Origin of the sequence: Criblamydia sequanensis CRIB-18 (assembly GCF_000750955.1) — a bacterium.
GTDB lineage: Bacteria > Chlamydiota > Chlamydiia > Chlamydiales > Criblamydiaceae > Criblamydia > Criblamydia sequanensis.
Map to the genome: position 1 here is coordinate 84,528 of NZ_CCEJ010000007.1, position 23,187 is coordinate 107,714.

At 39.0% G+C, this 23,187-nt stretch carries 17 protein-coding genes; 5 read left to right on the plus strand and 12 right to left on the minus strand.

The window, feature by feature from the left end:
* The first annotated feature begins 154 nt into the window (after positions 1–154).
* The 3 genes from CSEC_RS07495 (at position 155) to CSEC_RS07505 (ending at position 6,437) form a co-directional block, all read left to right on the plus strand.
* Positions 155–3,604, plus strand: coding sequence for a penicillin-binding transpeptidase domain-containing protein (locus CSEC_RS07495; RefSeq protein ID WP_041017838.1), 3,450 nt, complete (start codon positions 155–157; stop codon positions 3,602–3,604).
* Positions 3,605–3,694: 90 nt separating this feature from the next.
* On the plus strand, positions 3,695–5,140 hold the full coding sequence (locus CSEC_RS07500) for a cytochrome P450 (protein ID WP_041017839.1): 1,446 nt from the start codon (positions 3,695–3,697) through the stop codon (positions 5,138–5,140).
* A 25-nt stretch (positions 5,141–5,165) separates the two neighbouring features.
* Positions 5,166–6,437: an OmpP1/FadL family transporter gene (locus CSEC_RS07505; RefSeq protein WP_041017840.1), complete on the plus strand. Its 1,272-nt coding sequence runs from the start codon at positions 5,166–5,168 to the stop codon at positions 6,435–6,437.
* Between the two features lie 38 nt (positions 6,438–6,475).
* Here the strand turns inward: CSEC_RS07505 and CSEC_RS12745 are convergent, their stop codons facing one another.
* The 12 genes from CSEC_RS12745 to CSEC_RS07565 all read right to left on the minus strand — a co-directional run bounded on the left by CSEC_RS12745 (position 6,476) and on the right by CSEC_RS07565 (position 20,513).
* Positions 6,476–6,994 carry a hypothetical protein gene (locus tag CSEC_RS12745; RefSeq protein WP_053331888.1) on the minus strand — a complete coding sequence of 173 codons (519 nt, stop codon included), beginning with the start codon at positions 6,992–6,994 and terminating at the stop codon, positions 6,476–6,478.
* A gap of 20 nt (positions 6,995–7,014) precedes the next feature.
* The gene (locus CSEC_RS12750; protein ID WP_053331889.1) at positions 7,015–7,527 is read right to left on the minus strand and encodes a hypothetical protein; all 513 of its coding nucleotides are present in this window, start codon (positions 7,525–7,527) and stop codon (positions 7,015–7,017) included.
* Positions 7,528–7,614: 87 nt separating this feature from the next.
* A complete protein-coding gene (locus CSEC_RS07520) occupies positions 7,615–8,613 on the minus strand; it encodes an inverse autotransporter beta domain-containing protein (RefSeq protein WP_041017841.1) in 999 nt (332 codons plus the stop codon).
* Between the two features lie 20 nt (positions 8,614–8,633).
* Complete coding sequence (locus CSEC_RS13230) at positions 8,634–9,152, minus strand: hypothetical protein (RefSeq protein ID WP_202593698.1); 519 nt, start codon at positions 9,150–9,152, stop codon at positions 8,634–8,636.
* A 318-nt stretch (positions 9,153–9,470) separates the two neighbouring features.
* Positions 9,471–9,827: a hypothetical protein gene (locus CSEC_RS07530; protein WP_041017842.1), complete on the minus strand. Its 357-nt coding sequence runs from the start codon at positions 9,825–9,827 to the stop codon at positions 9,471–9,473.
* A 405-nt stretch (positions 9,828–10,232) separates the two neighbouring features.
* Positions 10,233–11,003, minus strand: coding sequence for a hypothetical protein (locus CSEC_RS07535; RefSeq protein WP_041017843.1), 771 nt, complete (start codon positions 11,001–11,003; stop codon positions 10,233–10,235).
* A 5-nt stretch (positions 11,004–11,008) separates the two neighbouring features.
* Entirely contained in the window at positions 11,009–13,921 is a 2,913-nt protein-coding gene (locus tag CSEC_RS07540) for a hypothetical protein (RefSeq protein ID WP_041017844.1), read from the minus strand.
* An 8-nt stretch (positions 13,922–13,929) separates the two neighbouring features.
* On the minus strand, positions 13,930–14,988 hold the full coding sequence (locus CSEC_RS07545) for a polysaccharide biosynthesis/export family protein (protein WP_041017845.1): 1,059 nt from the start codon (positions 14,986–14,988) through the stop codon (positions 13,930–13,932).
* A gap of 22 nt (positions 14,989–15,010) precedes the next feature.
* Positions 15,011–16,183, minus strand: coding sequence for a methionine adenosyltransferase (gene metK, locus CSEC_RS07550; RefSeq protein WP_041017846.1), 1,173 nt, complete (start codon positions 16,181–16,183; stop codon positions 15,011–15,013).
* 221 nt (positions 16,184–16,404) lie between these two features.
* A complete protein-coding gene (locus CSEC_RS07555; RefSeq protein ID WP_041017847.1) occupies positions 16,405–17,043 on the minus strand; it encodes a hypothetical protein in 639 nt (212 codons plus the stop codon).
* A gap of 42 nt (positions 17,044–17,085) precedes the next feature.
* A complete protein-coding gene (locus CSEC_RS07560; protein WP_041017848.1) occupies positions 17,086–19,359 on the minus strand; it encodes an AMP-binding protein in 2,274 nt (757 codons plus the stop codon).
* Entirely contained in the window at positions 19,323–20,513 is a 1,191-nt protein-coding gene (locus CSEC_RS07565) for an MFS transporter (protein ID WP_041017849.1), read from the minus strand. Before CSEC_RS07565 ends, CSEC_RS07560 begins: the two co-directional genes overlap by 37 nt.
* Before the next feature lie 284 nt (positions 20,514–20,797).
* Here CSEC_RS07565 and CSEC_RS07570 point away from each other — a divergent pair, with 284 nt between their 5' ends.
* Positions 20,798–21,208 (plus strand): hypothetical protein, encoded by a 411-nt coding sequence (locus tag CSEC_RS07570; protein ID WP_053331891.1) that lies wholly within the window; start codon positions 20,798–20,800, stop codon positions 21,206–21,208.
* 100 nt (positions 21,209–21,308) lie between these two features.
* Entirely contained in the window at positions 21,309–23,183 is a 1,875-nt protein-coding gene (locus CSEC_RS07575; protein ID WP_041017850.1) for a CocE/NonD family hydrolase, read from the plus strand.
* The last annotated feature ends 4 nt before the right edge of the window (positions 23,184–23,187 follow it).

Genomic DNA, 23,187 nt, shown 5'->3' on the forward strand with positions numbered 1-23,187 from the left:
TAATGATAGTTTATTAATAGGTCACACATGAGGTTGAAGAAAAAAGAGGCGTCCTACTATTATCTAAAAACAAATTGAATTGGTTTCCTATCTCAATTTTTTTGTTAACTAGCATCAAATTTCTTCAAGTTTTATCGAGTCGTCAGGATCCTCCATGTCTAAGCCAAAAGAGCGCTATTCTTCATCTGATGATTCTAAAATTTCCGAAAAGATCAATAAAATTTTAAACTATATCCTTATTGCTTTTTTGCTCATTTCTTTCAGGCTTTGGCATCTTACCGTTATACAAAGCGATGATCGCTACGAAGAGGCGGTCAAGCCAAAGAAAAAAACTGTTTTAGAACCTGCTAAAAGAGCGACGATTCGCGATCGGTTCAATATTCCCCTGGCTGTTAATAAAATTCAATATCGAGCCAGTATTATTTACTCGCAAATAAAAGAGATTCCAACAGTTGGCTATACAAAATTAGAAAATGGCGAGAGGGTACGGGTTAATAAAAGAAAAGAGTACATTCAAAAGCTTGCGGAATTTTTAGGAAAAGAGCTCAATTTAGATCCCAAAAGAATTGTAGATTTAATTTACGCAAAAGCTTCTCTTTATAATCACTTGCCTTTTGTCATTAAGGAAGACCTAACTGAAAAAGAGTTTTACCGCTTAAAGATGCTCGAAAAAGATTGGTTAGGGCTTCAAGCGGGCATGTACCCCAAAAGAGTCTACCCGCTTGGGCGAGTAGCTTCTGATATCATAGGTTATATTGGGGCTATCAACAGACAAGAATATGATAAAATCATTAGCGAAATTAAAGAGTTAGAGGCTTTTCTTTCAAATGATGAAGAAGAAAAAGAAGAGTCTTTTATCACTCTGACAAGAGAGGAAGGTTTATCCCGCTTAAAAGAGTTAAAGGATAAAGCTTATACTCTGGTTGATTCCATTGGAAAAATGGGCGTAGAAGGCTATTTTGAAAAGGATTTGAGAGGCTATCATGGAAAAAAATATTATGATTCTGACGCGAGGGGAAATTTCTTAAGGGAGCTTCCGGGCGGAAGAAACCCTCTTCCCGGCCATCGCCTTCTTTTAACGCTTTCCTCAGAGCTTCAAGCGTACGCAGAAGAGCTTCTTATCCAAAATGAAAGCTTAAGGAAGCCTAGGATTTCTGACTATGAGAAAAGCAAATCCCCAAAAGATCCCTGGATTAAAGGGGGAGCCATTGTTGCCATGGAGCCGAGGACGGGAGAGATATTGGCTTTAGCGTCTCACCCAAGGTTTGACCCAAACGATTTTATCCATTCAAGCGACTCAAAAATCAAGCAGGAAAAAGAAAACAATATTTTGCGCTGGTTTGAAACAGAAGCTTATCTTGGTGCTATTTGGGACGGTAAAGTTCCCATGAAAAGAGAGCGGTTCGATCCTTTAAAGGGCATTCAGGAAGAAGAAAAGAGTCTAAGCTGGGAAACCTATCTGGATTTTTTACTGCCGGAAACAAGTGTCTTAAAGAAAAAGCTATCCAAAGGATTTACACTTGATGAAGCCGTAAAAGTGGCAAGATCAGGAGAAGAGCTTTTATTCTTAAGCGGTCAAAAAAATTTGACGGTTTTGATAAATTATCTTTTTTCTTCTGAACCCCATATCCAATCTGGCTCTAAAATCGGAGCTTTAGCTCAAAAGAAAATCGAAGAGAGTTTTCATCTCCATGAAGCTCAAGCTCTGAAATTAAAACAAACCTTAGTCAAAAGTATTTCAGAGTGCATTTATAATCATGAAAAATCCTTGATGATTGATCTTTGCCGCATGCTTGTCTTGCAAGACCGTTTTGGCGAAAATCTTTTAAAAGCCGTTGGTAAGATGACACTTAATGAATATAGGGAGTTATTGATAGCGGCAAGCGCCATTCGTCATGAAGTTAAAACTATGGCGAAGGGGCTATTTCATGAAATTTCATTTGCTCCTTGGAGAGAAGCTAACGAAAAAAACTTTCTTAAGGAAAAAAGAGCTTTAGAAAAAGCTGAGAAAAAATTTTCAAGATCTTATATTGATTATATAGATGAAAAAGAAAATGAACTTTTCCATAAATTTTGGTCCCGCCATAAATGGCAATTGATAACCGCGTTTCTAATGGGGCACTGGCAAGAGTTTCATCCCGATGAAAATTTGGGGCCTTATGTCCAATATTTTTCCACATGGCATAAAGAACTTGAAAAAGGCGCACATTCTTATAGCAATTGGTATTCTTCCTATCAAACACTTAAATCAAAATTTAAACGATTGGAAGTGAATCTTGCGGTAGAATTTTTGCAAACTTTTCGATCTTTTGAAGATTTAGACAGGCCTCTTCTCGGCCGCTATCTCGGAATCAGAAGCGATTCGTCAAAACAGCTTGAAAAGCATCTTGCTTCGGCTTTCTATCCTATTTATGGTTTCGGAAACGCACGCTCTTATGCCTACCGCCATTCAACCACTCAGGGTTCTATCTTTAAGCTTGTAACCGCTTACACAGCATTAACGCAGCGATATAAATCATTAGGCGGTAGAATTGCCAATTCCAATAGCTTAAACCCGCTTGAAATTATAGATGAGTTTAGAAAGGAAGGAAAAGATGAGTTTGTCGGCTCGCATCTAAATGGAAAGGCGATTCCCCGCTTTTATAAAGGAGGAAGGCTGCCGAGAAGCTTATCCAACCATTTGGGTAAGATGGATATTATTTCCGCAATTGAGCGTTCAAGCAACCCCTACTTTGCTCTTTTAGCGGGTGATATTTTAAAAGACCCTGACGATCTAACTAAAGCTGCTAAAATGTTTTCCTACGGTAGTAAAACAGGCATAGAGCTGATGCATGAAATTTCAGGGAGCGTTCCGGAAGATGTCTCTTCTGATCGAACGAACCTTTACTTTCTTTCAATCGGGCAAGGCTCTTTAATTGTGACCCCGCTTCAAACAGCTGTCATGCTATCTGCTTTGGCAAATGGCGGTAAGGTCTTAAAGCCTAAAATTCTTCATCTTTCCATTGGAAGGATTCCAAAACGCGGCGAAGAAATCCTAGATACAAGGCCGCCCTTTTTATTTTCAGATAAAATGGGATATCTAGGGATTGACTTTCCTCTTTTTACAGAATCTACAAAATCAGAATCAAAAAACATCATTAAGCAAAAGCCTGCAGAAGTCATAAGAGAAATCTTTTTACCGGAAGAGGTCAGAAAAATTTTGATCGAAGGGATGAAAAGGGTTGTATTACGTGCGTCTGAATTTCCGGCTCTATGGGGTCTTAAAGAACTATATAAAGACTCTAAAGAAGCCATTCCAAGTTTGATAGGCTTGAGGGGACAGCTTGTTGGAAAAACAAGCACATCTGAGGCCATCGAAAGAATAGACATCGATGCCCTTTATGGAACCAATAAATACAACCATCTATGGTTTGGAGGGATCTCGTTTGAAAATTCGGAAGGAGAATCTAATTCTATTGTCATTCGCGATAAAAATGGCGTCCCTGAGCTTGTGGTGGTGGTTTACTTAAGATATGGCGCTTACGGAAAAGATACGATTCCGATTGCAAGTCAGCTTGTCAATAAGTGGCGTGAAATCAAAAAGAAATACCAAAAAGAATCGTGAAATTAATTTTACTTAAAATGAATGCTTGTTGCTTTAAAATTTTTGAATAATTAGAACTTACGGCAAGCGAAAAAAGAAAAAGGTGAATTTATGCAAGCTATGAAAAATTCAATTGTTGCTGAAGCTTGTTTTAGAAAAGCAACTCCTGAAGAAGTTGAAGAAGATAAAGGCTCTTTACTATATCGTGCAGTGACCTATCCCTTTAAAGCGCCGCTTGACTTCACCTATCGAATTTTTGGAACCCTTTCTATGTATTTCGGAGGCGCCGATGTTTTATCCTGGAAACAACCCTTTATTCAAACTTTTATAGAAAAAGCTTTCCGGCTAGCAGGTTATGATAAACATACCCTATTTATGGAGACCCTTTATAGCTTTAAAGGGACCCGTCGATTTTTGTTAGACCCGGTGGTTGTCAAAGAGCTATTTAAGCATCATAGAAAAGAAGATGGGTTATTTAGAGACACTCGTACTATGGAGGAAATTTTTAATATTTTAAAAGAAGTGTTTCCTAAGGAAAAGTTTGATAAAAATTCGATGATGTTTACTTGTTCTCCTGAACATACAAAAAGATACAGAGATTTATTAGAGCCGTTTCTAAACCAAGAAGCCATAAAAAATTATATTCCCGAGATACAGAAAACAGCGAGTGAGTTTATTGAGGAATGGGCTAAAAAAGAGCTGATTGACGTATCTCTTGAAACAAGGCTATATGCTTCACGTATCATTACCTCCCTTATGTTTAATAACGGAAGGGTAAGCGCAAGTATTTCTGAATCTGTTAATTATATTAACTATTATATTGTAAAATCTATCATGGGAGTAACAGAGGAAGAGAAAGCGCTGTATCAAAAATCACTTAAAGACTTCCGGAAAGCTGTCACAACCATTTTAAAACAAGACAGAATTCCTTTATTTGAAGGTCAAGAAATTTCTGAATCCGAAAAAAAAGCCATGATTTTCATTCTTTTTTTTGCAGGTCAGGAAACGACTTCTTCCCTTTTAACCTACATTCTATTTCAACTAGCGTTAAATCCGAAGCTGCAGAATACACTCTATAGCAGTCTTCGATCAGTTAACGATGAAAGGTTTGAAAACCTTAAAAACAGATCAAGGAAAATTAACACTTTTTTTCTCGAAATGTTACGAAAATTTCCGCCTGTTTATGGCACGGGTCGAAGATGCGATAATGAGATTTGCCTTGTGTATAGGCTTCGAGATGAAGATTTTCAAAGAAAAACAATTATCCAGGAAGATGACATCGTTGTCCCTCTTATGATTAAACTTGCTGAAAATCCGGAGTGGCGCTGCTTTCCTTTTGGAGAGGGAGTGAACGCTTGCCCCGGGCGTGTGCTTGCTTTTTATGAAATATCAGAGCTTATTTTAAAACTAATTGAAGGGTATACCATCCACACGAATCAAAATGAAAATGAGGTGAAAATCTCTGCGAAAGTGACTCTTCAATTTGATAACTCTCCAAAAATATGGTTTGAGCCAAGAATTAAGGATGAATCAACATCTTCAAAAAAATATGATTAAATGAAATTAACGAAGCTGGTTTTACATGTTTTTACACATAAATAAATTAAGAAATCTTATTTTCCCTCTTTTTTTCATAACTCCGATCCAGGCCTTTTCAGGAGGGGCTATTTTATATGAGATTTCATCGGCAGACACGCGCTTAGCTTCTGCCGGCTATAGCTCCAGGGCTCAAGACCCCTCTACCGTGTTTACAAATCCCGCCGGCATGTCAAGGCTTTGCAGGGGAGTCGAATTTGGAGCTCAAACTATTTTTCAACACGTTCACTTTAATCCGGATGACGCTACCACAACATCCGGTGATGATGGGATGGCTTCTAAGTGGCTGCCTTCAGGTAGTTTTTTTTATGTTGAGCCTTATGGTGAAAAATTAACCTTTGGCTTTGGCAGCCTTGGATACTTTGGAGCCGATTTATCATATAATCATGATTGGGTGGGACGCTATTACATTCAACAATCCCTTTGCCAAGGATTATCTCTTGTGCCGGCCGTCTCCTATAAAGTCAACGATTGTCTTTCTTTTGGAGCCGGTCTTAACATTATGTATGCCTTTCTAAAACAAAGATCCGCTGTTAATAATGCCCTAGACGGCATGGACGACGGTTATTTTTCATTAAATGATACTAAATTTGGCTGCGGCGCTGTTTTTGGTGTTCTCTATGAGCTTTCCTGCAGAACAAGATTCGGTCTTCAATACCTGACAAAAGTTAAATTAAAATTTGAAGATAAGCCTGAGTTTAATAACATTGGTCCAAATCTAGAAACTCTTTTAGAAGACGTTGGAATTATTGGAAGTACGGTAAATCTAAATGTAAGGGTGCCTCAAGGGTTCATCCTGAGCGGTTACCATGAATGGTCTGACGATCTCGCTTTGATGTTAGACTTCGGCTTTCAAAAATGGTCTGAATTTCAAAAAGTCATTTTAAGTCTTAGCGATCTTGATGGAACGACTTTTCGCTTCCTGCCAAAGTACGAAGACACTTGGCATGCAGCTTTCGGAGCCATATGGTATTATAATGACTGTCTTTCCTTTTCAACAGGCGTGGCTTATGATTCTTCTGCTGTCACAAATAAAGAGAGAACCCTTGATTTTCCAATCGGTGAGCAAATCCGTTTTGGGGCCGGAGGCCGTTATGCAAAATCGACAAGCTTGATTTTTGATTTTTCAGCGGAATTACAATGGCAGGGGGATCTACTCTGTGATGTCAATCGAGGTCCCTTGGCAGGCCGTGTCTCAGGCGTTTTTGAAAATGTCTATGGGGCGTTTCTCAACGTAAATGTGATCTATTTCTTTTAAGAAAAAAGCCTCTTATCGTAATAAGAGGCTTTTTAGTATTATGGCGTTGGGGATTCAACGCATTCCATAATGACAAAATTTATAAATCCCGCTGTATCCGGATCCCCTGTATTCGAATCTATCACATTTAAGTCGATTGTCGTAAGGCCTCTATTAATGTTTATCACATCAGATAAAGCGTTCGGATCTTCGGGTATAGCTATGATGGTGGCATTTTGGGTGAATGGCGGGTTTAAAGTTAATGTCAATGTATTTGCTGTAGCGGTCCAAGAATAATCCCCGGTGGATCCGGCGGAAGGCAAAGCTACAATGCCGGCAGAAACATTTGTCAAGCATTGAGTATTTATTCCAAGATCACCGGGTGTTCCGGGTGGTCCGACAGGTCCCTCAGGACCTTCCGCACCAGGCGCGCCATCCGGCCCGGGTTCTCCCGGGTCTCCGGGAAGTCCTGGCGGGCCGCTTGGACCCGGACAGCATTTTCTTGCTTCTAGAGGAGCATCCATCAGCATTACAGAAGCAAGAAGGAAGAATTGAGCTATAAAGAGAAATTTTTTCATCGTATTAACCCTATTAATTTTTATTCAGCTACATCCAAACATTGAATAGCAAAAAATTCGATTATCGTTGCCGTCCCATCAAGATCGAATGTGACTGTTTGGCCAACTCTTGTTATAGTTATAGGAACCGGGATATTGCCGGTCGTTTGTCTAGCCGTTGCTACAATAACATAATCTCCTGTAGCATCAGGAGTTGTAAAAGTAATCACCGCTTGAGAATTTGAAATGGAATCTATATTGAAATCGCCTTGTGGTCCAGTGCCTCCAAAAGGCGGCAATAAAATGCTGTCTTGAACGATTCTATATACGCAAGAAGTCAATACCTCCTGCGTTCCAGGTGGTCCTTGAGGTCCTTCAGGACCCGGATCGCCCGGCTCTCCAGGAGCTCCTGCCGGACCTGCGGGACCTTCAGGCCCTTGGGGTCCTGGCGGGCCTTGAGGGCCTGGGCAGCAACCAGCAGCTTGCAAATCAATATTCGAAAAGATGGAGCAAATTGCAATAATCAAATAACTAATGAAAATTCTGTGTCTCATTTTAACTAACCTTTACACTTCATCTAAAGGATGAAGAATTTAATATATCTTAAGCTAAAAATCTGCTTTTTAGATTTTTAACATTTATCAATCTATGATGCAGTTGTAGTTGCATTCCCATCGGCAATGATCTTGAACCGGTATGATTTCATTTCTAAAAATGGGATCAAAGCAGCAAGAGCTGCATCCACTCCAAAGCGAATTACAATTAAAAAGACTGAAGATCTGCTCAAAAGGTATTTCAAGTGTGACAACGCCTTGGCCTCTTGTTTTGAAAACATGGTCATAGGTCAATCTGCCCTCTAAACGTATATACTCATTTACATAAGAGATTAATCGAAAGCGACCCCCCCAAAAATCGGAAGTGTGATCGCTTTTAAGATAATAGGGACCTGCGGCTAGGTAAAAGTACCTGATGTCACCGGCGCAAGTTTTGCAGCTTATGGGGACTCCGAATTCTAAATCCGCTCCCCAAAAGGAATATTCAAAATCCCGATTAAGAGCAAAATAGCCGCCATCGTACTCATAAATACAAGTATGTGAAGAGGATCTTGTGGATCCAAGAGGAATATAGGCATTCGCCCTGATATCATAGCTGCAGCCTAAAAACTCAAGCCCAAGGCCTAACTGATGATAATTTTTATAAGAAGTTTCCCTATAATCATAATAGATGTTAGCCCCTAAAATATAGGAATTGGAAAGGTATCTTGCTCCTCCTCCGATGTTAAAGGCATACTTTCCATTATCCATAAGATGGAAACGGAAATCTGCAAAATAGTCGTCTTTAATAGCAGCAAACAGCCCTAAGGTGGTATAGCCGGAATTGATACCAAGGCCTCTCTCGCTTGTATAAGAAAGGTAGCCAACCGATGCCAGGGCTGTTCCTATATTTGATGAATTTGTTTGAAAATCTTCAAAATAAAGGGATTCCTCACTTTGAAAATCACCAACCGGATAACTATCACCTTGATAAAAATTGGGTGCAAAGCAAGGGTCTCCTTCGTAATTCTCGCTGTTTGCAAAACTTGCAAAAGATAGGAGGAAGGTAATTGCTATATGAAATGTTCTTTTTAAAAAATTTAGCATTATAAATTTCCCTTATGAGGTTATGCCGTCAAGCAAGAGGTTGCGAGGAAATTAACAAATGTTGCGTTTCCATCAATTTGAATTGAAAAAGCGGGAAAGTAAGTGACATTATCAATGCTGACGACCGCCGACTCTCCAGGGGCCGCTTCTGCAGTTGCTTGAACGGTCCAGCCGGGCAAACCAACGGTAAAAAGAAGCTCCACATGGTCCGGAAAAGCCACATAGGTATAGCCCGGACCGCTTCCAGCGGTTGAACCTGAGGCTGGAACTTCTATTCTCCCATCAATAATAAAAAGATTACAGCTCGATACGGCATTTTGTGTTCCCGGATCTCCAGGAGGGCCTTGAGGCCCTGGAGGGCCGTCCGGTCCATCAGGTCCAGTAGGACCGTCCGGGCCATCAATACCAGGCGGCCCTTGATCGCCGGGCGAGCATTTGCAAGCCATTTTTATGTTGTGATGGATTGCTCCAAAACCGGCATTCGCCGACATGCAAAGAAGGCATAAAAGAAAAGAAAACATTTTTAATCGTATTTTCACGTTGCTATCCCTTTTAGTGCTATAAATTTTTTTTTCAATTTAGGTTTTAACTTTGAAAAAAAAATGTTTCCTGTCAATCGGAATCGTTACAATTGATAGTACTATTTTTTTGTAGAGTCTTATGTGTTAGCACCTAGCCGCACCTGTCTTCTGGCTTGATTGACAGTAAGCTTTAGCTAAACTGTCTCAGTTTCGGAAAGATTGAATGAAAAGGAATGGAATTACCCGATCGGCGGCTTTACTTACCAACTCAATACGGGTAAAGGAAAAACACGTAAGTGCTTTTCCTTTATCTTAAGACGTAAAGAAGTTAATTAATTATCCTAATTTTTGCTCTAGCGCGCTGTAGATTTCAAAGTTGTGACAGTAGACTGAATAATCTCCATATCCTAGATTTTTGACCTCTAATGATCTTTCATTTTTAGAAGAAATATCTTCCCATAAAGCTCCCATCTTACTGCCAACATAAGCTCTTATGCTTGTAATATCGTTTGGAATGGCAGCAGAAAAACGGGTTGAGTGATCAAAAGATTTTGAATTTAGCTGAGAATGGTACTTATCCCCTTTGTAAAGACATAAAGTGACAGAAACCGGGATACTTGTTCTGACGCTAAAATTAAAAGCGGCATTAGTTTGAACTTGATTAATTAGCCCTTGCGATGCGGTTACTTGCATATAATATTCCTTTTTTAAAGATAATTTAGTGAACCTTAAACCTTATAGGCTAGTTCAATTGTTTATTTTTTATATAAAGAAATTGTTAGTTTAGAAAGTAGTTCATTTGAAAGTTAAGGAGATTAGACGGGTTTTTTATAATCAAACCGGAAATGAGGTGCAGAAATTAATGCAAACCTCGTTCGCTTAGTTGTCATTTTGCATTGCGAATCATCTTTGAGAACAAAATATTTTACTACTTCATCACAAATACAAAAAATTGCAATCATCTGTTGATGCATAGCATCCTCCCTTGTTTGGAAAGGATATTACGCTCACAGGCAATCATCCGCAATTAGTCATATCTTTTTTATCTTTGTCATTCGGCAAAAGCCCCGGCATTGCCTTCAGGCAATTCTAAAAAATCTATTGACACCTTGGGTCGCTTGCCTGTGGATTAGGCGCAATCAGGGGTTTAATTTGTCTTTTTTTTGTTTGGATATGATTTTCAAAGATAGCGACCATCCCGTAGACATAGTCTTTAAAGGCAGGATTTTCCATTGCTTTTTTAAAATCAGGAAGAACAAGCAGGGCTTCTTTTTGCGAATAAGGGCCGACCGGGTTTTTTAAAAGACTCATCAGGGATAAAAAAGAAAGGGGGGAGCTTCGAAAATAAAGGGTTAGAAAAGTATGCCACCTTTTGACTGTAGCTTCCGGAACGCCTTGGCTAAGTTCTCCTTGATGCACTTTGGAGAGCAAGGAAAGATAGTTTTTCCAGTCTAATTTGGAAAGCAAGTATTCGTCTTCAATTAATTTAATGAGAAGGGCTCTAAAGTTTATCGGAGCGTTAGGCATAAGCCTTGGATAAACATTGGAAGCTAGGACGTAGATATTCCTCTCTTTATCTACATAAGTGTGAAACTTTGCACCTGCAATAAAAGGATCCGGTTCTTCTAAAATATCATCTAATGTATTGGCATCAATGTGCGTTTCTTTCCTATGAACTTTAGAAATATAACGGATATCTGGATAAAGAGTTCCGATCATAAAGGATTTTTCAGCTTCAAAATTTTCCCGCGGAAAATTTTCTAAAAAACGTTCTGCTAAATAAGCATGTGTGATTGGACCTGCAGCAGTCGCTTGTCCAAATTGAATTAGACAAAATAATAATAAAATTTTTTTTCTTAAAAATAACATGAAAATTATTCCACAAAAAGAAAGAGTGTAAGAGCTTCATTATCTTCAATGCTTAAGATCTCTTCAAAATCTTGCACGCGTTCATTATGTATGCTGATAACGGCTTTTCCAAAAAGATGGATTAAATTTTTTAAATCCACCTCATTACTAAGACCTGTTGAAACACCAAGAATAACATCATAATTCGGCGCTAAACGTAAAAGAAGTTCTTTAAAACGATTAGAAAGTAAAAGTTCGTTGCTATAGCGAGTGATTCCATTCGCGGGGATAAAATGATACCCATCCTTATTTAAAATCGGAGCTGTTTGACTCTCCCCTAAAAGGTAGGCATACAGCCCATCCTCATTTGAGGCTTGACTAAAGCTAAGATCCATAACAAGAACCTTTTTTCCAATTTTTTTTAAAAGTTTAGCCAAGCTTTCACTATAATCCACGTAGTTGCCCATGGACAGAAGCAAAGTTTTTTTCGGCGTCTCAATCTCTGCAAAAGAAAGAACCTGTCTAAGGGCCAGAAGATTCTCATCGGATAGCTCTGATGTATTTAAAGCATCTTTTAATCTAAAAGGTCCGGCGACTTTTTTATGGGCTCCTTGCAAATTTTTCATAGAGAGACGAAGTCCCATAAAACCTTCATAGCAGACAAATGAAATCAGAGATAAACTTCCCCCAAAAAGAAATCCTATAAGTCCATATATAAAAAGTGCAGGAGGTTTTGGTGTATTTGCAGCAAACGCAAGATCGACCGGATGAGATTTCGTCAGCTCCAGATTCATAGCGATATTTTTAGATTCAACCATTTGAGAGATTTGCCTCCCGAATAATTTTGCGGAATCCACTTGATATTGAACTAAAATATCGGCTACCCACGTTTTTGGAACATTGGCCATTTCTTTTTGAATAGATTTTAAATGCTCACTGATGAGTTCTTTTTCTTTTTCCAAGTTATGGATACGGCTTTCCGTATAGTCTTTTAATTGTTTTTCTAATAACAGAATGCTTTGTTGATAAAGGACAAAGACCGTCTCTTTTAGGTTTAAAATTTTATCTTTTAAAAGTTCTGTTTTTAAGCTAAGCCATGAAACTATTTGTGATAGGTGCTTTTCAAAACAATTTCTTGTAAAATCTAATTCTTGTTTAATCCGTTCCTGTTCTTTATGGCTTCTATTAGATTCATCTTTTAGATCAAGAAGAAGCCTATTATAGCGGCTTAGCATGTCAGAGGAGACAATATCGTTTGTCATGGAAATTAAGGGACCAAGCTCAGTTGCTTCATTGCTGACACAGTCTGAAATGAAGAGTTGCTGTTGGAGATCGCTTTGGGTTTCCTTAAGGTCTTCATGCAAAATTTCAAGAAGATTTTCAGCCATGCTTAGAGTTAAACCATTAAATTCTTTGCTTTCATTGGTTTGATAAATAATTCTTTCCTCGACCGTTTTTTCTTGCACGGTATGAAACTGGATAAGATTGGAGAGATAGGAAATGAATTTATCCTTTAAGGGAAGAAAAGAATTTAAGTTGTTTTGATTTTTAGATTCCTTTTTTAAGGTAAGAAGCTGTTTATACCAGTTTAAAATTTGTGTGGATTCTATGGATTCAAAAAACTCATCTGAAAAAGGGTTTAAGTGCCTGTCATCTTTAAAAGAATCTTTAATTTTTTGAAGACCTGCTATGGTATTTCGTATTTTATCTAAATTTTTAATGTGGTTTGCAAGCTCTAGGCTGCTTATTTCGGTTTGCTTATTTTTATTGATACTTTGCAAAGCTTCATCGGATTTCATTTTCAGATGACGCATTTCTCCAAGCAACGTATTGATGATCTGTGAATCCCCGTGTGAGTTATACGGGTCGTAATAGGCAAGATCTCCTTCGCTTAATTCTTTTAATCTATTAATTTCAAGCAAAAGGGCATAATCTTTTTGTTTTAAATCAAATTGCTTTGTAACAAGAAATCGCATGGCATCTTCCCCTTTAGGAAAGCCGCTTAGAGAGACATGCGATTCAAGTTCCCGGGCATAAGAATCTAAAACTTCTTTTAGTGAAATGGATTCTTCCTGTTGTCTTTTTTTTAAATATTGAAGTTGGGATTTAGAAAGCTTATCACTTTTTTCTTGCTGGTACTTGATGTAAGCATCCATCAAAGTATCTAAAAAAAGGACCGCCGTTTTTCTTAGTGGGTAAGTAAAGCTTAAGTTTACAAGTTTTTTGTCTTTAAGGTCAGGTTTAGCTTCAAGAAGAGTTGAGAACTGTTTGACTAAAACGTGAGTCGGCGTTAGCAAGATAAATTTTAAATTGGCAAGTTCGCTTTCATCTAGCAGATCCAAAGTAAAGGAAAAATCTTTTGTGAAAAGAGGTTTTCCAAAATGACCCTCATAAGTTTCATTTTCCTCTTCATTTTTAAGCTCGTAAGCATTTCCTCCAAGAAAGCTAAATTTCAGCTTCAGAGACTTTTCTAAAGAGAAAATGACTTCCCGTACATCCACGGCTTTTGAATCTTCTTTGAATTGAGGTTTAATTTTACTTATAAGGCTGGATAACTCTATTTTTAAGTTATTGGCTACCGTTTCAAAAAGAGCCTCTTTAGGGCTTTTCGTGATTAGGCTTACTTGTAAATTAAGTTCTTTGATAACTCTTTCAATCAAAAATCGAGATTTAAAAAAACTGATGGCTTTATTTTGATCGCTGCTTGTGAAAGAAGAAAGAGAAAGATTTGCCATACGGCCATCGGACTGAGTTTGACCTTCTTCACGAAACAAGGCTTCAGCGACAAACCTAAGAGGCTTCATGCTGCCATAGGCGATGCCAAGGCTTGCAAAGATTAAAGCTATGAATGCTATCTTAAACCGGTATTTCCTAATTATGGCTATAAAATCAAAAATCGATACATTTATTTCCTTATTATCTTTTGATTCAAAGCTCATAAAAATTCCTAGTTCGTTAACCTATAAAGTCCATATCCTGCTTGAATTCCGGTCACACTTGGCAGTAACTGATCGATGAATCGATTCCATCTAGTGAGCGGCGTTTCAGAGACGTAAACCGTATCTCCGGGAATCAGCAACAGACTGTCGTTCGGGAGGTGGATGATGTGCTCCCAGCAAAGAGTGTAGATTTTAGGGCAAGGAAGGTTTCCTCTGATGACTTGAATGTTTCTTTTATCTCCTGTAAAGGGAATCCCATGGGCGGAAACAAGAGCTTCCCTAAGGGAAATAAAACCGTAAGGAACTTCGACAGGCTTTGGTAAACCCACTTCTCCCATGACCATGACTAAGCTATCTGACGGAGCTGCGATAAATATTTTGTCCCCTCCTCGCATTACGATGTTTTGAGACATATCGCCTTCATGAATGAGTTTGTGAAGATCTATGCCTAGTTGGCAACCGTCTCGAACGACATAACTATTATAGAAATTAGCATTAGGTGGAATTTTTGCATGAGCTATGACCTCATAAAGTCTCATTCTGCCATCTACAGGGACGGCATCGGTTGCTACAAGGCCTGTAAGTTCTACTTTTTTTGCCCGCCTCATTTTATAGTTTACAAATACTTCGGTGTCTCTAATTTGATTGCGAAACTCGTTTTGTATTTTAATTCGAGCTTCTTCGAGGGTAAGGCCTGCTATCAAAACCGGGGGGATATCCGGAAGATCAACCCTTCCATTGTTCACACGAAATCCCCCAACCGTATCATTGATGAATTGGATAGATTCCATGAGATCTTTTCTTGTCGGATGATACACCGCTATGATGAGAGTATCGTTCTCATCGATGACATCTTTAAATTCATACATGGCCTCGCAAGGGACCTCCTCTAATGGGATTCCTTGCATTTCCAAAATCGCAAGCTTGCCTTCTTTGATTTTATAGGAATCAATCACAAATTCATCCGCGCCGAATCTTGAAAAGTCTCGAACCTTTTGACAGCAACCTGTCAAAGAAAAAAGTAAAAAGAGAAAAACAATAGGAGATAATCGATGATGGTTTAACATGTTTTATTGAATGCCTAAAAGGTTAATGCGTGAAAGAGCGATGCTTGATAGCTTCTTTTAAGTTTTCGATTTTATCTACTTGTTCCCAGCTAAATTCTTTTTCCGATCTGCCAAAATGACCTCCAAAAGCAGTTTTTTTATAGATAGGCCGTTTAAGGTCCAGCATATCAATAATGCCTTGTGGAGATAAATTAAATACTAAGGGGATGGCTTCCGCAATAAGGTTCTCATCGACCTTGCCTGTTCCAAAAGTATCGACTTTGATGGAAATAGGATGAGATACTCCGATAGCATAGGAAAGCTGGACTTCGCATCGTTTGGCCAATTTTGCCGCTATAATGTGTTTAGCGACATACCTTGCAGCATAGGATGCTGATCGATCAACTTTTGTTGGATCCTTGCCGGAAAAAGCCCCGCCGCCATGCCGTCCCATTCCCCCGTAGGTATCTACAATAATTTTACGGCCTGTAAGGCCAGTATCGCCAACCGGTCCGCCTATGACAAATCTTCCTGTCGGGTTAATAAAAAATTGCGTATTGCTATCAATAAATCCGGATGGCGCAATTTCTTCAGTGAGCCGCTTTAAATCACGGGTTAGAATTTCTTGTTTTACATCGGGAGAATGCTGCGTAGAAATGACAACCGAATGAAGCCTTTTCGGTTTATGGGCGTTGTCATATTCGATAGTCACTTGCGATTTGGCGTCAGGCTTTAGATAATTAAGCTCAGAGCTTTCCCTAAGGGATTTTAGTTTTCTTACGATAGCATGAGCCAGCATAATAGGCATAGGCATAAGTTCAGGGGTCTCATCGCAAGCATAGCCGAACATGATGCCTTGGTCGCCGGCTCCTAATTCTTTAGAGGAAGTTTTATCAACCCCTACTGCAATATCTTGAGACTGTTGATGAATGCTTGTTAAAACAGCGCAAGATTTATAATCAAAACCAAGAGAGGGATCGTCATAACCTATTTCTCTAATTGTTTCTCTTGCTACGGCTTGAAAATCAACAATGGCTTTTGTGGTTACTTCTCCGGCTAATACGACAAGGCCAAGACCGACAAGGGCTTCACAAGCAACTCTTGAGTCTTTGTCCTGACTTAAACAGGCATCTAAAATGGCATCAGAGATTTGATCTGCGATTTTATCCGGGTGTCCGACAGACACGGATTCTGAAGTGAATAAATAATGCGTCATGCGAGCCACCGATAAAATACTATAGAACCAATAAAAAAAGTTTGCGTTATTAGTTTTTAAGCTAAAATTTTTAATATAAAAAATTAAAAAATATAATGTTCTTTAAGCAAGATTGACTTAGCTAACAGAAAAACAAGCTCCTTTTTTAAGGGAGAGCCAAGATGTTTTTAAGTTAGAAATGAAACTATATAGGCGTCAGACTAATTTAAGCAAGTTTGGCTTTACTTTTTTTCAAGAAGCAAGAAAACGTATTGCAAACAATCTTCTTGCAAGCTTTCGTCTTCTATTTGTATTTCAAAAGAAAGGGATTTATCATAGTAATTATAAAAGGGATGGCTTAAATTCATGCGGATTTCATAGTCGCAGCCATTTTTTTTGCCAATAAGCAGGGCATCTCTTACAAAATTTTCTTGACCCTTCTCTTTTATAAAACAAATGTAATCTTGGATGGATTCAACAAAAGAGGTCAATCTGGGGTGCTCGTTTATCGAAAGAAGCCATGGCAATAAATTCCTTAAAACTAAAACCAAGCGATTGCAATCACGGCCTTCATGCCTTATTTGCGCAAATTCTGCTTGAAAGACGTCCGTATCAGGGCTGCCGGGATCTAAAACTACACCAAGCTCGCCATAATAACTATTTTGAGGGGACTCTTCATAAATTTCGGCAAAGTCCTCATTTTCTTTTATAGGCGTCTCAAGATTAACTGCTTGCTCCTCGCTTTTTTCAGGAACAATCTCTTTGATTTCAACTGTTTTTCCAATTTGATTTTGAGTTTTGGTTAATATGGAATAAGCCGAAAGCTCAGCCATAAAACAGCAAAGAAAAGAGAAGCTTAAGATAAATGGAGCGAATTTCATAAAGATCCTGTTGTTCTCATTCTATTTAACTTTCCCTTGAAATTAATGATTTCCGGCTAGTTTCTTCAACTCCGCAAAATCAATTTTCCCGGAATTTGTCATAGGAAGCTTATTTAATTTCAAAAATTCAAATTGCCCATTAGATGGAAAAAGCCCGTTTTTTTCAAGAGTTCCGTTGACTTTCATGTGATCCAATTTTTCTTGAGTGTGGACAAGAATGATTTTTTCTCCCTTTATTTGATCACTCACGCTAGTCAATGCGAAGCTATAGGGTTCTGCGTCAAACTCTTCGTGAAGAAGATCTTCTATGGTATGAAAAGGGATAAAAAACTCTCCGCATTTCAAGAATCTTGTTTTACGGTCGATGATTGTGACAAAATCATGTTCATCCATACAAGCTACATCTTGTGTGATAAACCAGCCATCTCGAAAAGCGTCGTGGCCCGCATCTTTTTCCATGGCATAGCCTTTCATAAGATTAGGTCCTTTAGCAAGAAGAAGCCCTGCATTTCCACGAGGAACTTCTTTAAAGGTGAGGGGATCAACGACTTTAACCATAACTCCTGGAATCGGTTGTCCGACCGACCCTTTTTGAGAACCTTGTTGATAGATTCCTGGCAATCGAACATCGAGGGTGTTGGTTGTAATAATTCCTGACATTTCAGCAGTCCCGTAACCTTCCATCGGTTGAATTCCAAATCTTTCTTTAAACCTAGAAGCGATTTTTTCATTCAGTTTTTCTCCGGCAGTCAAGACAAACCTGAGAGAGCCAAAACTATCCGGGTTGACATGCTCTAAATAATAGCGAAGAATAGAGGGGGTTGTCCAAAGCATCGTGATTTTTAATTTTTTTACAAGCTTTGCGGTTGTTTTGGCATCAAGAAAAGAGGGGGTAAAAACAAGCGGAAGCCCGTGGTTTAAGCCTATCCACATGGCTATGTACCCGAAGCTGTTTGAAATGTCTAAAGCTAAAAGCAATTTATCTTTCGCGCTAGTTGATGGAATGACTTGCGAGACCGATTCAACATTTGAAGAAACATTAAAATGAGAAAGAGAGACAGCTTTTGGCCTATCCATGGCGCCGCTTGTAAATTGGATGGAAAGAATATCTTCGATTCCGGGAGATTTATTTGAGCCGGAGATCTTTTCAAGGGTTGTCGTCGGGAAGATAAGACCCATAACACTTGAGCTTAAGCGATGGCGAAGTTTAACCTGGCTCATGATATCTTCAATAAATGCCACTTCTTTATCTTCCAAGGCTTCAAAATTTTTCTGATAAAGGTCTTTTGTTGTGATGATAAGCTCAGGCTTTAAAGAAGTCATAATTTGATCAAGCGCCGCCGAATCAAAATTAGAGCTTAGGTTGATAGAAGTTTTTCCTGAGATAGAAATAGATAAATTTAAGAGAACTTCTCCTAAACTTTCAGGAAGCATAACCCCTATTAGTTTTTTTTCAAGCCATCGATTTTTTAAGATGCGCCCAAGGGAGATGGCCCTGCTAAGAATTGAAATTCTTGAATGTTTCTTTTCATGTTCATCGACAAGCGATAAAGCCCAAGGAGCTCTCCAGACGCTTCTTATAAAATGCAAGTAAATAGGAACTTCATCATCTTTTCTACTCTCCCAAGCTTCGCAGCCTAATTTTCGGATGGTTCTTCTAATTTGGACAAGGGAGGCTTCCGGGGGAAGCGGCTTTCCAATAAGCATCGTCATAGGGTGAGGGATATTCTGCGGTCTTCTCGGGATATAGCGCCCCCCCTTTGGTGACAAGACTGTTCCCCAGACTCTATCCAGGTAAATCGGAATGATAGGAGCTGTCTGACCTTCCATAATTTCTTGAATATCATCACTGAAAGGCTGCATCATTCCTGTTCTTGAAACTTGTCTTTCAGGGAAAACACAGACCAGATGGCCTCTTTTAAGATGTCTTGCGGCAGCTTTTAAAGCTATTTTAACCTGCTCCGGTTCTTCGTCAAAAGGGACAGGGATTGCGTCCATGGCAAGAGCAAAGGGCTTAAGCCACCACTTGGCAAAATGTTTGTGGCTGAGTAAAAAACGGACCGGCCTATCAACTGAGGCTAATACAAAAAAAGCATCTAGCGCCGATAAGTGGTTGGAAACAAGCAGGGCCCCTCCCTCTTTCGGAATATTTTCTTCCCCTATAATTCGTATTTTATAAAAGGTATTTGTCAAGATAACAAAAACAAGCCGAGTGAGGGCTTCCGGCAAAAGTTTAATGGACCAAATAGTGGCCCCTACAACAAAAATAGAGGAGGCGATTAAAGTTTCTTTAAGGTCAAGACCAAGATATGCCATAGCGGCAGGCGCCCTTTCATGCCCCCGATATTCAAGGCGTTGCTAAGGGCTATAACCGCTCCTCTTTCTCCGACAGGAGCTCTCCATTGCACAAGAGACTGCAGAGGAATAATCAGCATCCCTGAAAACATTCCCATGCAAATTAAAGTGGCTACTGTGCCGGGTATTTTAGGCTGCACTAAACCAAGAAAAGATGAAAGGATGGCAAATCCTATTGCACCAAATGGGATAAGGCCGTATTCGATGCGGTCTTTTGAAATTTTTCCGCCGATAAGGGCTCCAAGCGCAATTCCAATGCCGTAAGAGGCTGGCGGCAAGCCTTGAAGAAGCTCCCCTTTTTCTAAATGCTTCACAAGTGTTTTTGCATAAACAAGGACGTTTTGTCCAAGCAAGCTAATGATAAACCAATAAAAGAAAGTGCCTAAAATGGCCAAGAGCAAAATTCGATCCGTCCACATTGCTCTTCCGGCATCTTTTAGAGTTTCTATAGATCCTTTGCTTTCTTTTTGCGCGGGTTCAACTTTTGGAACTAGGAAAGACATTGCGAATCCAATTAAGGACAATACAGATAGAATAACGGGACCTGTCCAGGAAAGATCGGGAGCAAGCCCTCCTTTGTCTAAGGCTAACATAATGGGGCCGAGGCCTGTGCCTGCTATGATGGCAATCATAGTCCACATTTCCATCAAGCCGTTTCCTTTCGATAATTTCTCGTAAGGAAGAATTTGAGGAAGGATTCCATACTTTGCCGGGCTGAATAAAGCGCTTTGCATGCCCATGGCGCCAAGAAGAATGTAGGGGAAGAGGAGTTCTGCGGGAATAAGGTATAGGCTTAAAGTGGCAAGAAGCATTAATAGGACTTCAAAGCCTTTCATGATAATAATCATGGATCTTTTGCTAAAGCGATCCGCTAAAGCACCTGCCGGGAAAGAAAATATCAGCATCGGGAAAAGGAAAACAAGGAGAGCGACTGTCGCTTTCATCTGGGAGGAGTATTCAAAAACTTCTTGGGCAAGAGGTTCTTGTAAAAGGGGTCTTGTGGCGAGAGTAAAGACCATGATCTTCCAGGCATTGTCATTAAATGCCCCGACAAATTGGGAAACAATGAGCCCAAAAAGAGACCCTCTTTGACTTGTCTTAAGTTTAGTTGACATGCTTATCCTAAAACAATTAAGTTTTCTAACGAGTATTCAAAAAATTTATTCAAGGTATTTGTTTATCGTTCCCAAAAAAAACTAATGGGTTCATTTTAAAATTTTTATTTATTATATTCCTAATAAAATAAAATTTTTGTCGAAATTCCTTTGATAAAGAATTTATTATTTTAACTTGAATTTTCAAATTCAGCCCTTCACTATTGAAAGTGAAAAAAATATAAATCAGGTCTTAAATCATTCCTAAAGGTTGATTTTTCCCCTAATTTCAATGGACGCATCTTATGGTTCGACAAATTGCAGATATCATATCAGATTTAAAAATATTTTGCATGGAGGGTGATTATATGCTGAGGCTTTCAAAATTAACAGATGAACTTTTGCAGGCAAAGAATAAAGAAGAAGCCTTACCTGCTCTTTTTGGGATTTTAGAAAAATACCCTGAAGAAGAACTTGGATCCCCGGGACCTCTTGTCCATGCTATTGAAAAATGTAAAGGTTATGAGAAAGCTCTCATTTATTCACTAGACCGAAGGCCGTCTACTCTTGGGATTTGGATGCTTTATCGATTATTAAAAAAAAGAAGTGATAGTGAATATAAAGAGGCTCTTCGTAAAATTAAAATAAATCCTTTAAGTTCAGAGCAAATGAAAGAGGATGCTGAACTTATTGCTGAATGGCTAAAAATTAATTAATAATAGGTGTTATTTTTTTTAAATTTTTTTAAGATTTATATTTTTAAGCTCTTTAAGAGTTGCTTTGTAGGAATTTTTATGGCGTTTCGCGGTGTTGTTTATGGTCCTTGGAGACATTAGCTTTCTATCGTTTCTTTATGCCCTCATTTTGATTTTATTGATCGCTCTTCTCATTTATGCGTTTTATTTTTATCAGGTGCATATAAGAATCTACTGTTATGTCCTGGGGCTGCCTGCTCCGGCTTTTAAAATTAAAATCGATCGAAATTTTTTAATTCCGATGTCTGACGGGACTTTGCTAACCTCCGATGTCTTTCGTCCAAAAAAGGAAGAAAGATTTCCTGTAATTATCTTAAGAACGCCTTATGGAAAAGATAACAGGGATCACACTTATCCGGAAATTGCATCGGTCTTTGCAAGCCAGGGTTACGTCGTTATTATTCAGGATGTTCGGGGAAGATATGGCTCTGAAGGAGACTATACTCCGTTTATAAACGAAGAAAGAGACGGCAAAGACACCCTCGCTTTTATCCAAGAACAAAGCTTTTGCAGCGGCTCTATGGCTTTGTTCGGCTTTTCCTATTTAGGCTCAAGCGCATGGCTTGCGGCTCCCGCCCAAATTTCCGGTCTAAAAACGATGATTCCGATGTTTTGCTGTCAGAATGCCTATACGGGATGGTTTGATAAAGGAGTTCCCTATTTGAAAGATATTATTTATTGGCTCTCAAAGCATCAAGGAAGGCATGAAGGCGACGTCACCCATGAAGAGGTGGACTTGACTATTATGCAGCTTCCTGTTTTACAGTTCGATAAAAGGCTTCAAGGCGGGATGGAAACTTTCAAAACCTGGATGTCCCACCTTCAACCGGATGAGTATTGGAAAGCTATAAGCGTCAGCCATCGAAGAGAAAAAATCATCATCCCGATTCTATATGTGGCTGGCTGGTTTGATCGGTTTTTAAATAATACTATCGAAGATTTTTTAGAAGCGAAGAGACTTTCCAAAACGACTTTGCATCAAGCAAGCAAGTTGATCATTGGGCCATGGAGCCATCAGCCCAGTTTACATTTTCCGGGAATCAATTATGGCTATAAAGCCCTCTTTCGAAATCAGATGAAGTATTTTCTAAAATGGTTTGATTTTTATTTAAAAGATAATTCTTCAGTGGATCTTGGATCCTTTATGGTTCGATACTTCATGATGGGAAAAAATGAATGGAGGGAAGGGGATTCATGGCCTCCAAGCGATTCTAGAGCCAAAATTTTGTATTTAACAAGCGGCGGGAAAGCGAATACATTTTTTGGAGACGGATCTTTATCATTTGAGCCTGTTAAACTTTCCGGAAAAGATAGCTTCACATACGATCCTGAAAACCCGTGCCCTTCTATTGGCAACAATATGATCTATGGCAACAGAACGGAGGGTCCAAGAAACCAAAGAAGCCTCTATGAAAGACAAGATGTTCTTTTTTATGCCTCGTCTAAGATGCAAAGCGATTTTGAAATAGCAGGCCCTGTCACGCTTGTTTTATATGTTTCATCAAGCGCCATGGATACGGATTTTGTTGGAAAGCTAATAGATATCCACCCCGGGGGGGATTCCCATTTTCTTCTCTCAGGTTATGTTAGAATGAGATTTTTAGATTCAGTAAGAGCAACCCACGGTATTGAAAGAGGGAAAATTTATCGGGTTGAGATCAGTTTGGGGCATATTGCCCATGCCTTTTTGAAAAATCACCGAATGGGGCTTGAAATCACCTCTTCAGATTTTCCAAACCATGGAAGAAATTTGAACACAGGAGGCAGCAACGAAGGGGATACTAATGAAATTAAAGCCTATCAAACGGTTCATCATGGGGGGATCTACTCATCTTTTATCGAGATCCCCTATTTAGAACCGAAAGCGCAAGAGCCTTCTAAAAAAAGAGCTTTTAAAGCTTTTTTTGAATCCTTATTCTCAACTAAAAGTCTTTGAAAAC

Bases quoted from the DNA above. Each gene is read 5' to 3' on its own strand.
- CSEC_RS07495 (WP_041017838.1), top strand. From the start codon at position 155: ATGTCTAAGCCAAAAGAGCGCTATTCTTCATCTGATGATTCTAAAATT.
- CSEC_RS07500 (WP_041017839.1), top strand. From the start codon at position 3,695: ATGCAAGCTATGAAAAATTCAATTGTTGCTGAAGCTTGTTTTAGAAAA.
- CSEC_RS07505 (WP_041017840.1), top strand. From the start codon at position 5,166: ATGTTTTTACACATAAATAAATTAAGAAATCTTATTTTCCCTCTTTTT.
- CSEC_RS12745 (WP_053331888.1), bottom strand. From the start codon at position 6,994: ATGAAAAAATTTCTCTTTATAGCTCAATTCTTCCTTCTTGCTTCTGTA.
- CSEC_RS12750 (WP_053331889.1), bottom strand. From the start codon at position 7,527: ATGAGACACAGAATTTTCATTAGTTATTTGATTATTGCAATTTGCTCC.
- CSEC_RS07520 (WP_041017841.1), bottom strand. From the start codon at position 8,613: ATGCTAAATTTTTTAAAAAGAACATTTCATATAGCAATTACCTTCCTC.
- CSEC_RS07530 (WP_041017842.1), bottom strand. From the start codon at position 9,827: ATGCAAGTAACCGCATCGCAAGGGCTAATTAATCAAGTTCAAACTAAT.
- CSEC_RS07535 (WP_041017843.1), bottom strand. From the start codon at position 11,003: ATGTTATTTTTAAGAAAAAAAATTTTATTATTATTTTGTCTAATTCAA.
- CSEC_RS07540 (WP_041017844.1), bottom strand. From the start codon at position 13,921: ATGAGCTTTGAATCAAAAGATAATAAGGAAATAAATGTATCGATTTTT.
- CSEC_RS07545 (WP_041017845.1), bottom strand. From the start codon at position 14,988: ATGTTAAACCATCATCGATTATCTCCTATTGTTTTTCTCTTTTTACTT.
- metK (WP_041017846.1), bottom strand. From the start codon at position 16,183: ATGACGCATTATTTATTCACTTCAGAATCCGTGTCTGTCGGACACCCG.
- CSEC_RS07555 (WP_041017847.1), bottom strand. From the start codon at position 17,043: ATGAAATTCGCTCCATTTATCTTAAGCTTCTCTTTTCTTTGCTGTTTT.
- CSEC_RS07560 (WP_041017848.1), bottom strand. From the start codon at position 19,359: ATGGCATATCTTGGTCTTGACCTTAAAGAAACTTTAATCGCCTCCTCT.
- CSEC_RS07565 (WP_041017849.1), bottom strand. From the start codon at position 20,513: ATGTCAACTAAACTTAAGACAAGTCAAAGAGGGTCTCTTTTTGGGCTC.
- CSEC_RS07570 (WP_053331891.1), top strand. From the start codon at position 20,798: ATGGTTCGACAAATTGCAGATATCATATCAGATTTAAAAATATTTTGC.
- CSEC_RS07575 (WP_041017850.1), top strand. From the start codon at position 21,309: ATGGTCCTTGGAGACATTAGCTTTCTATCGTTTCTTTATGCCCTCATT.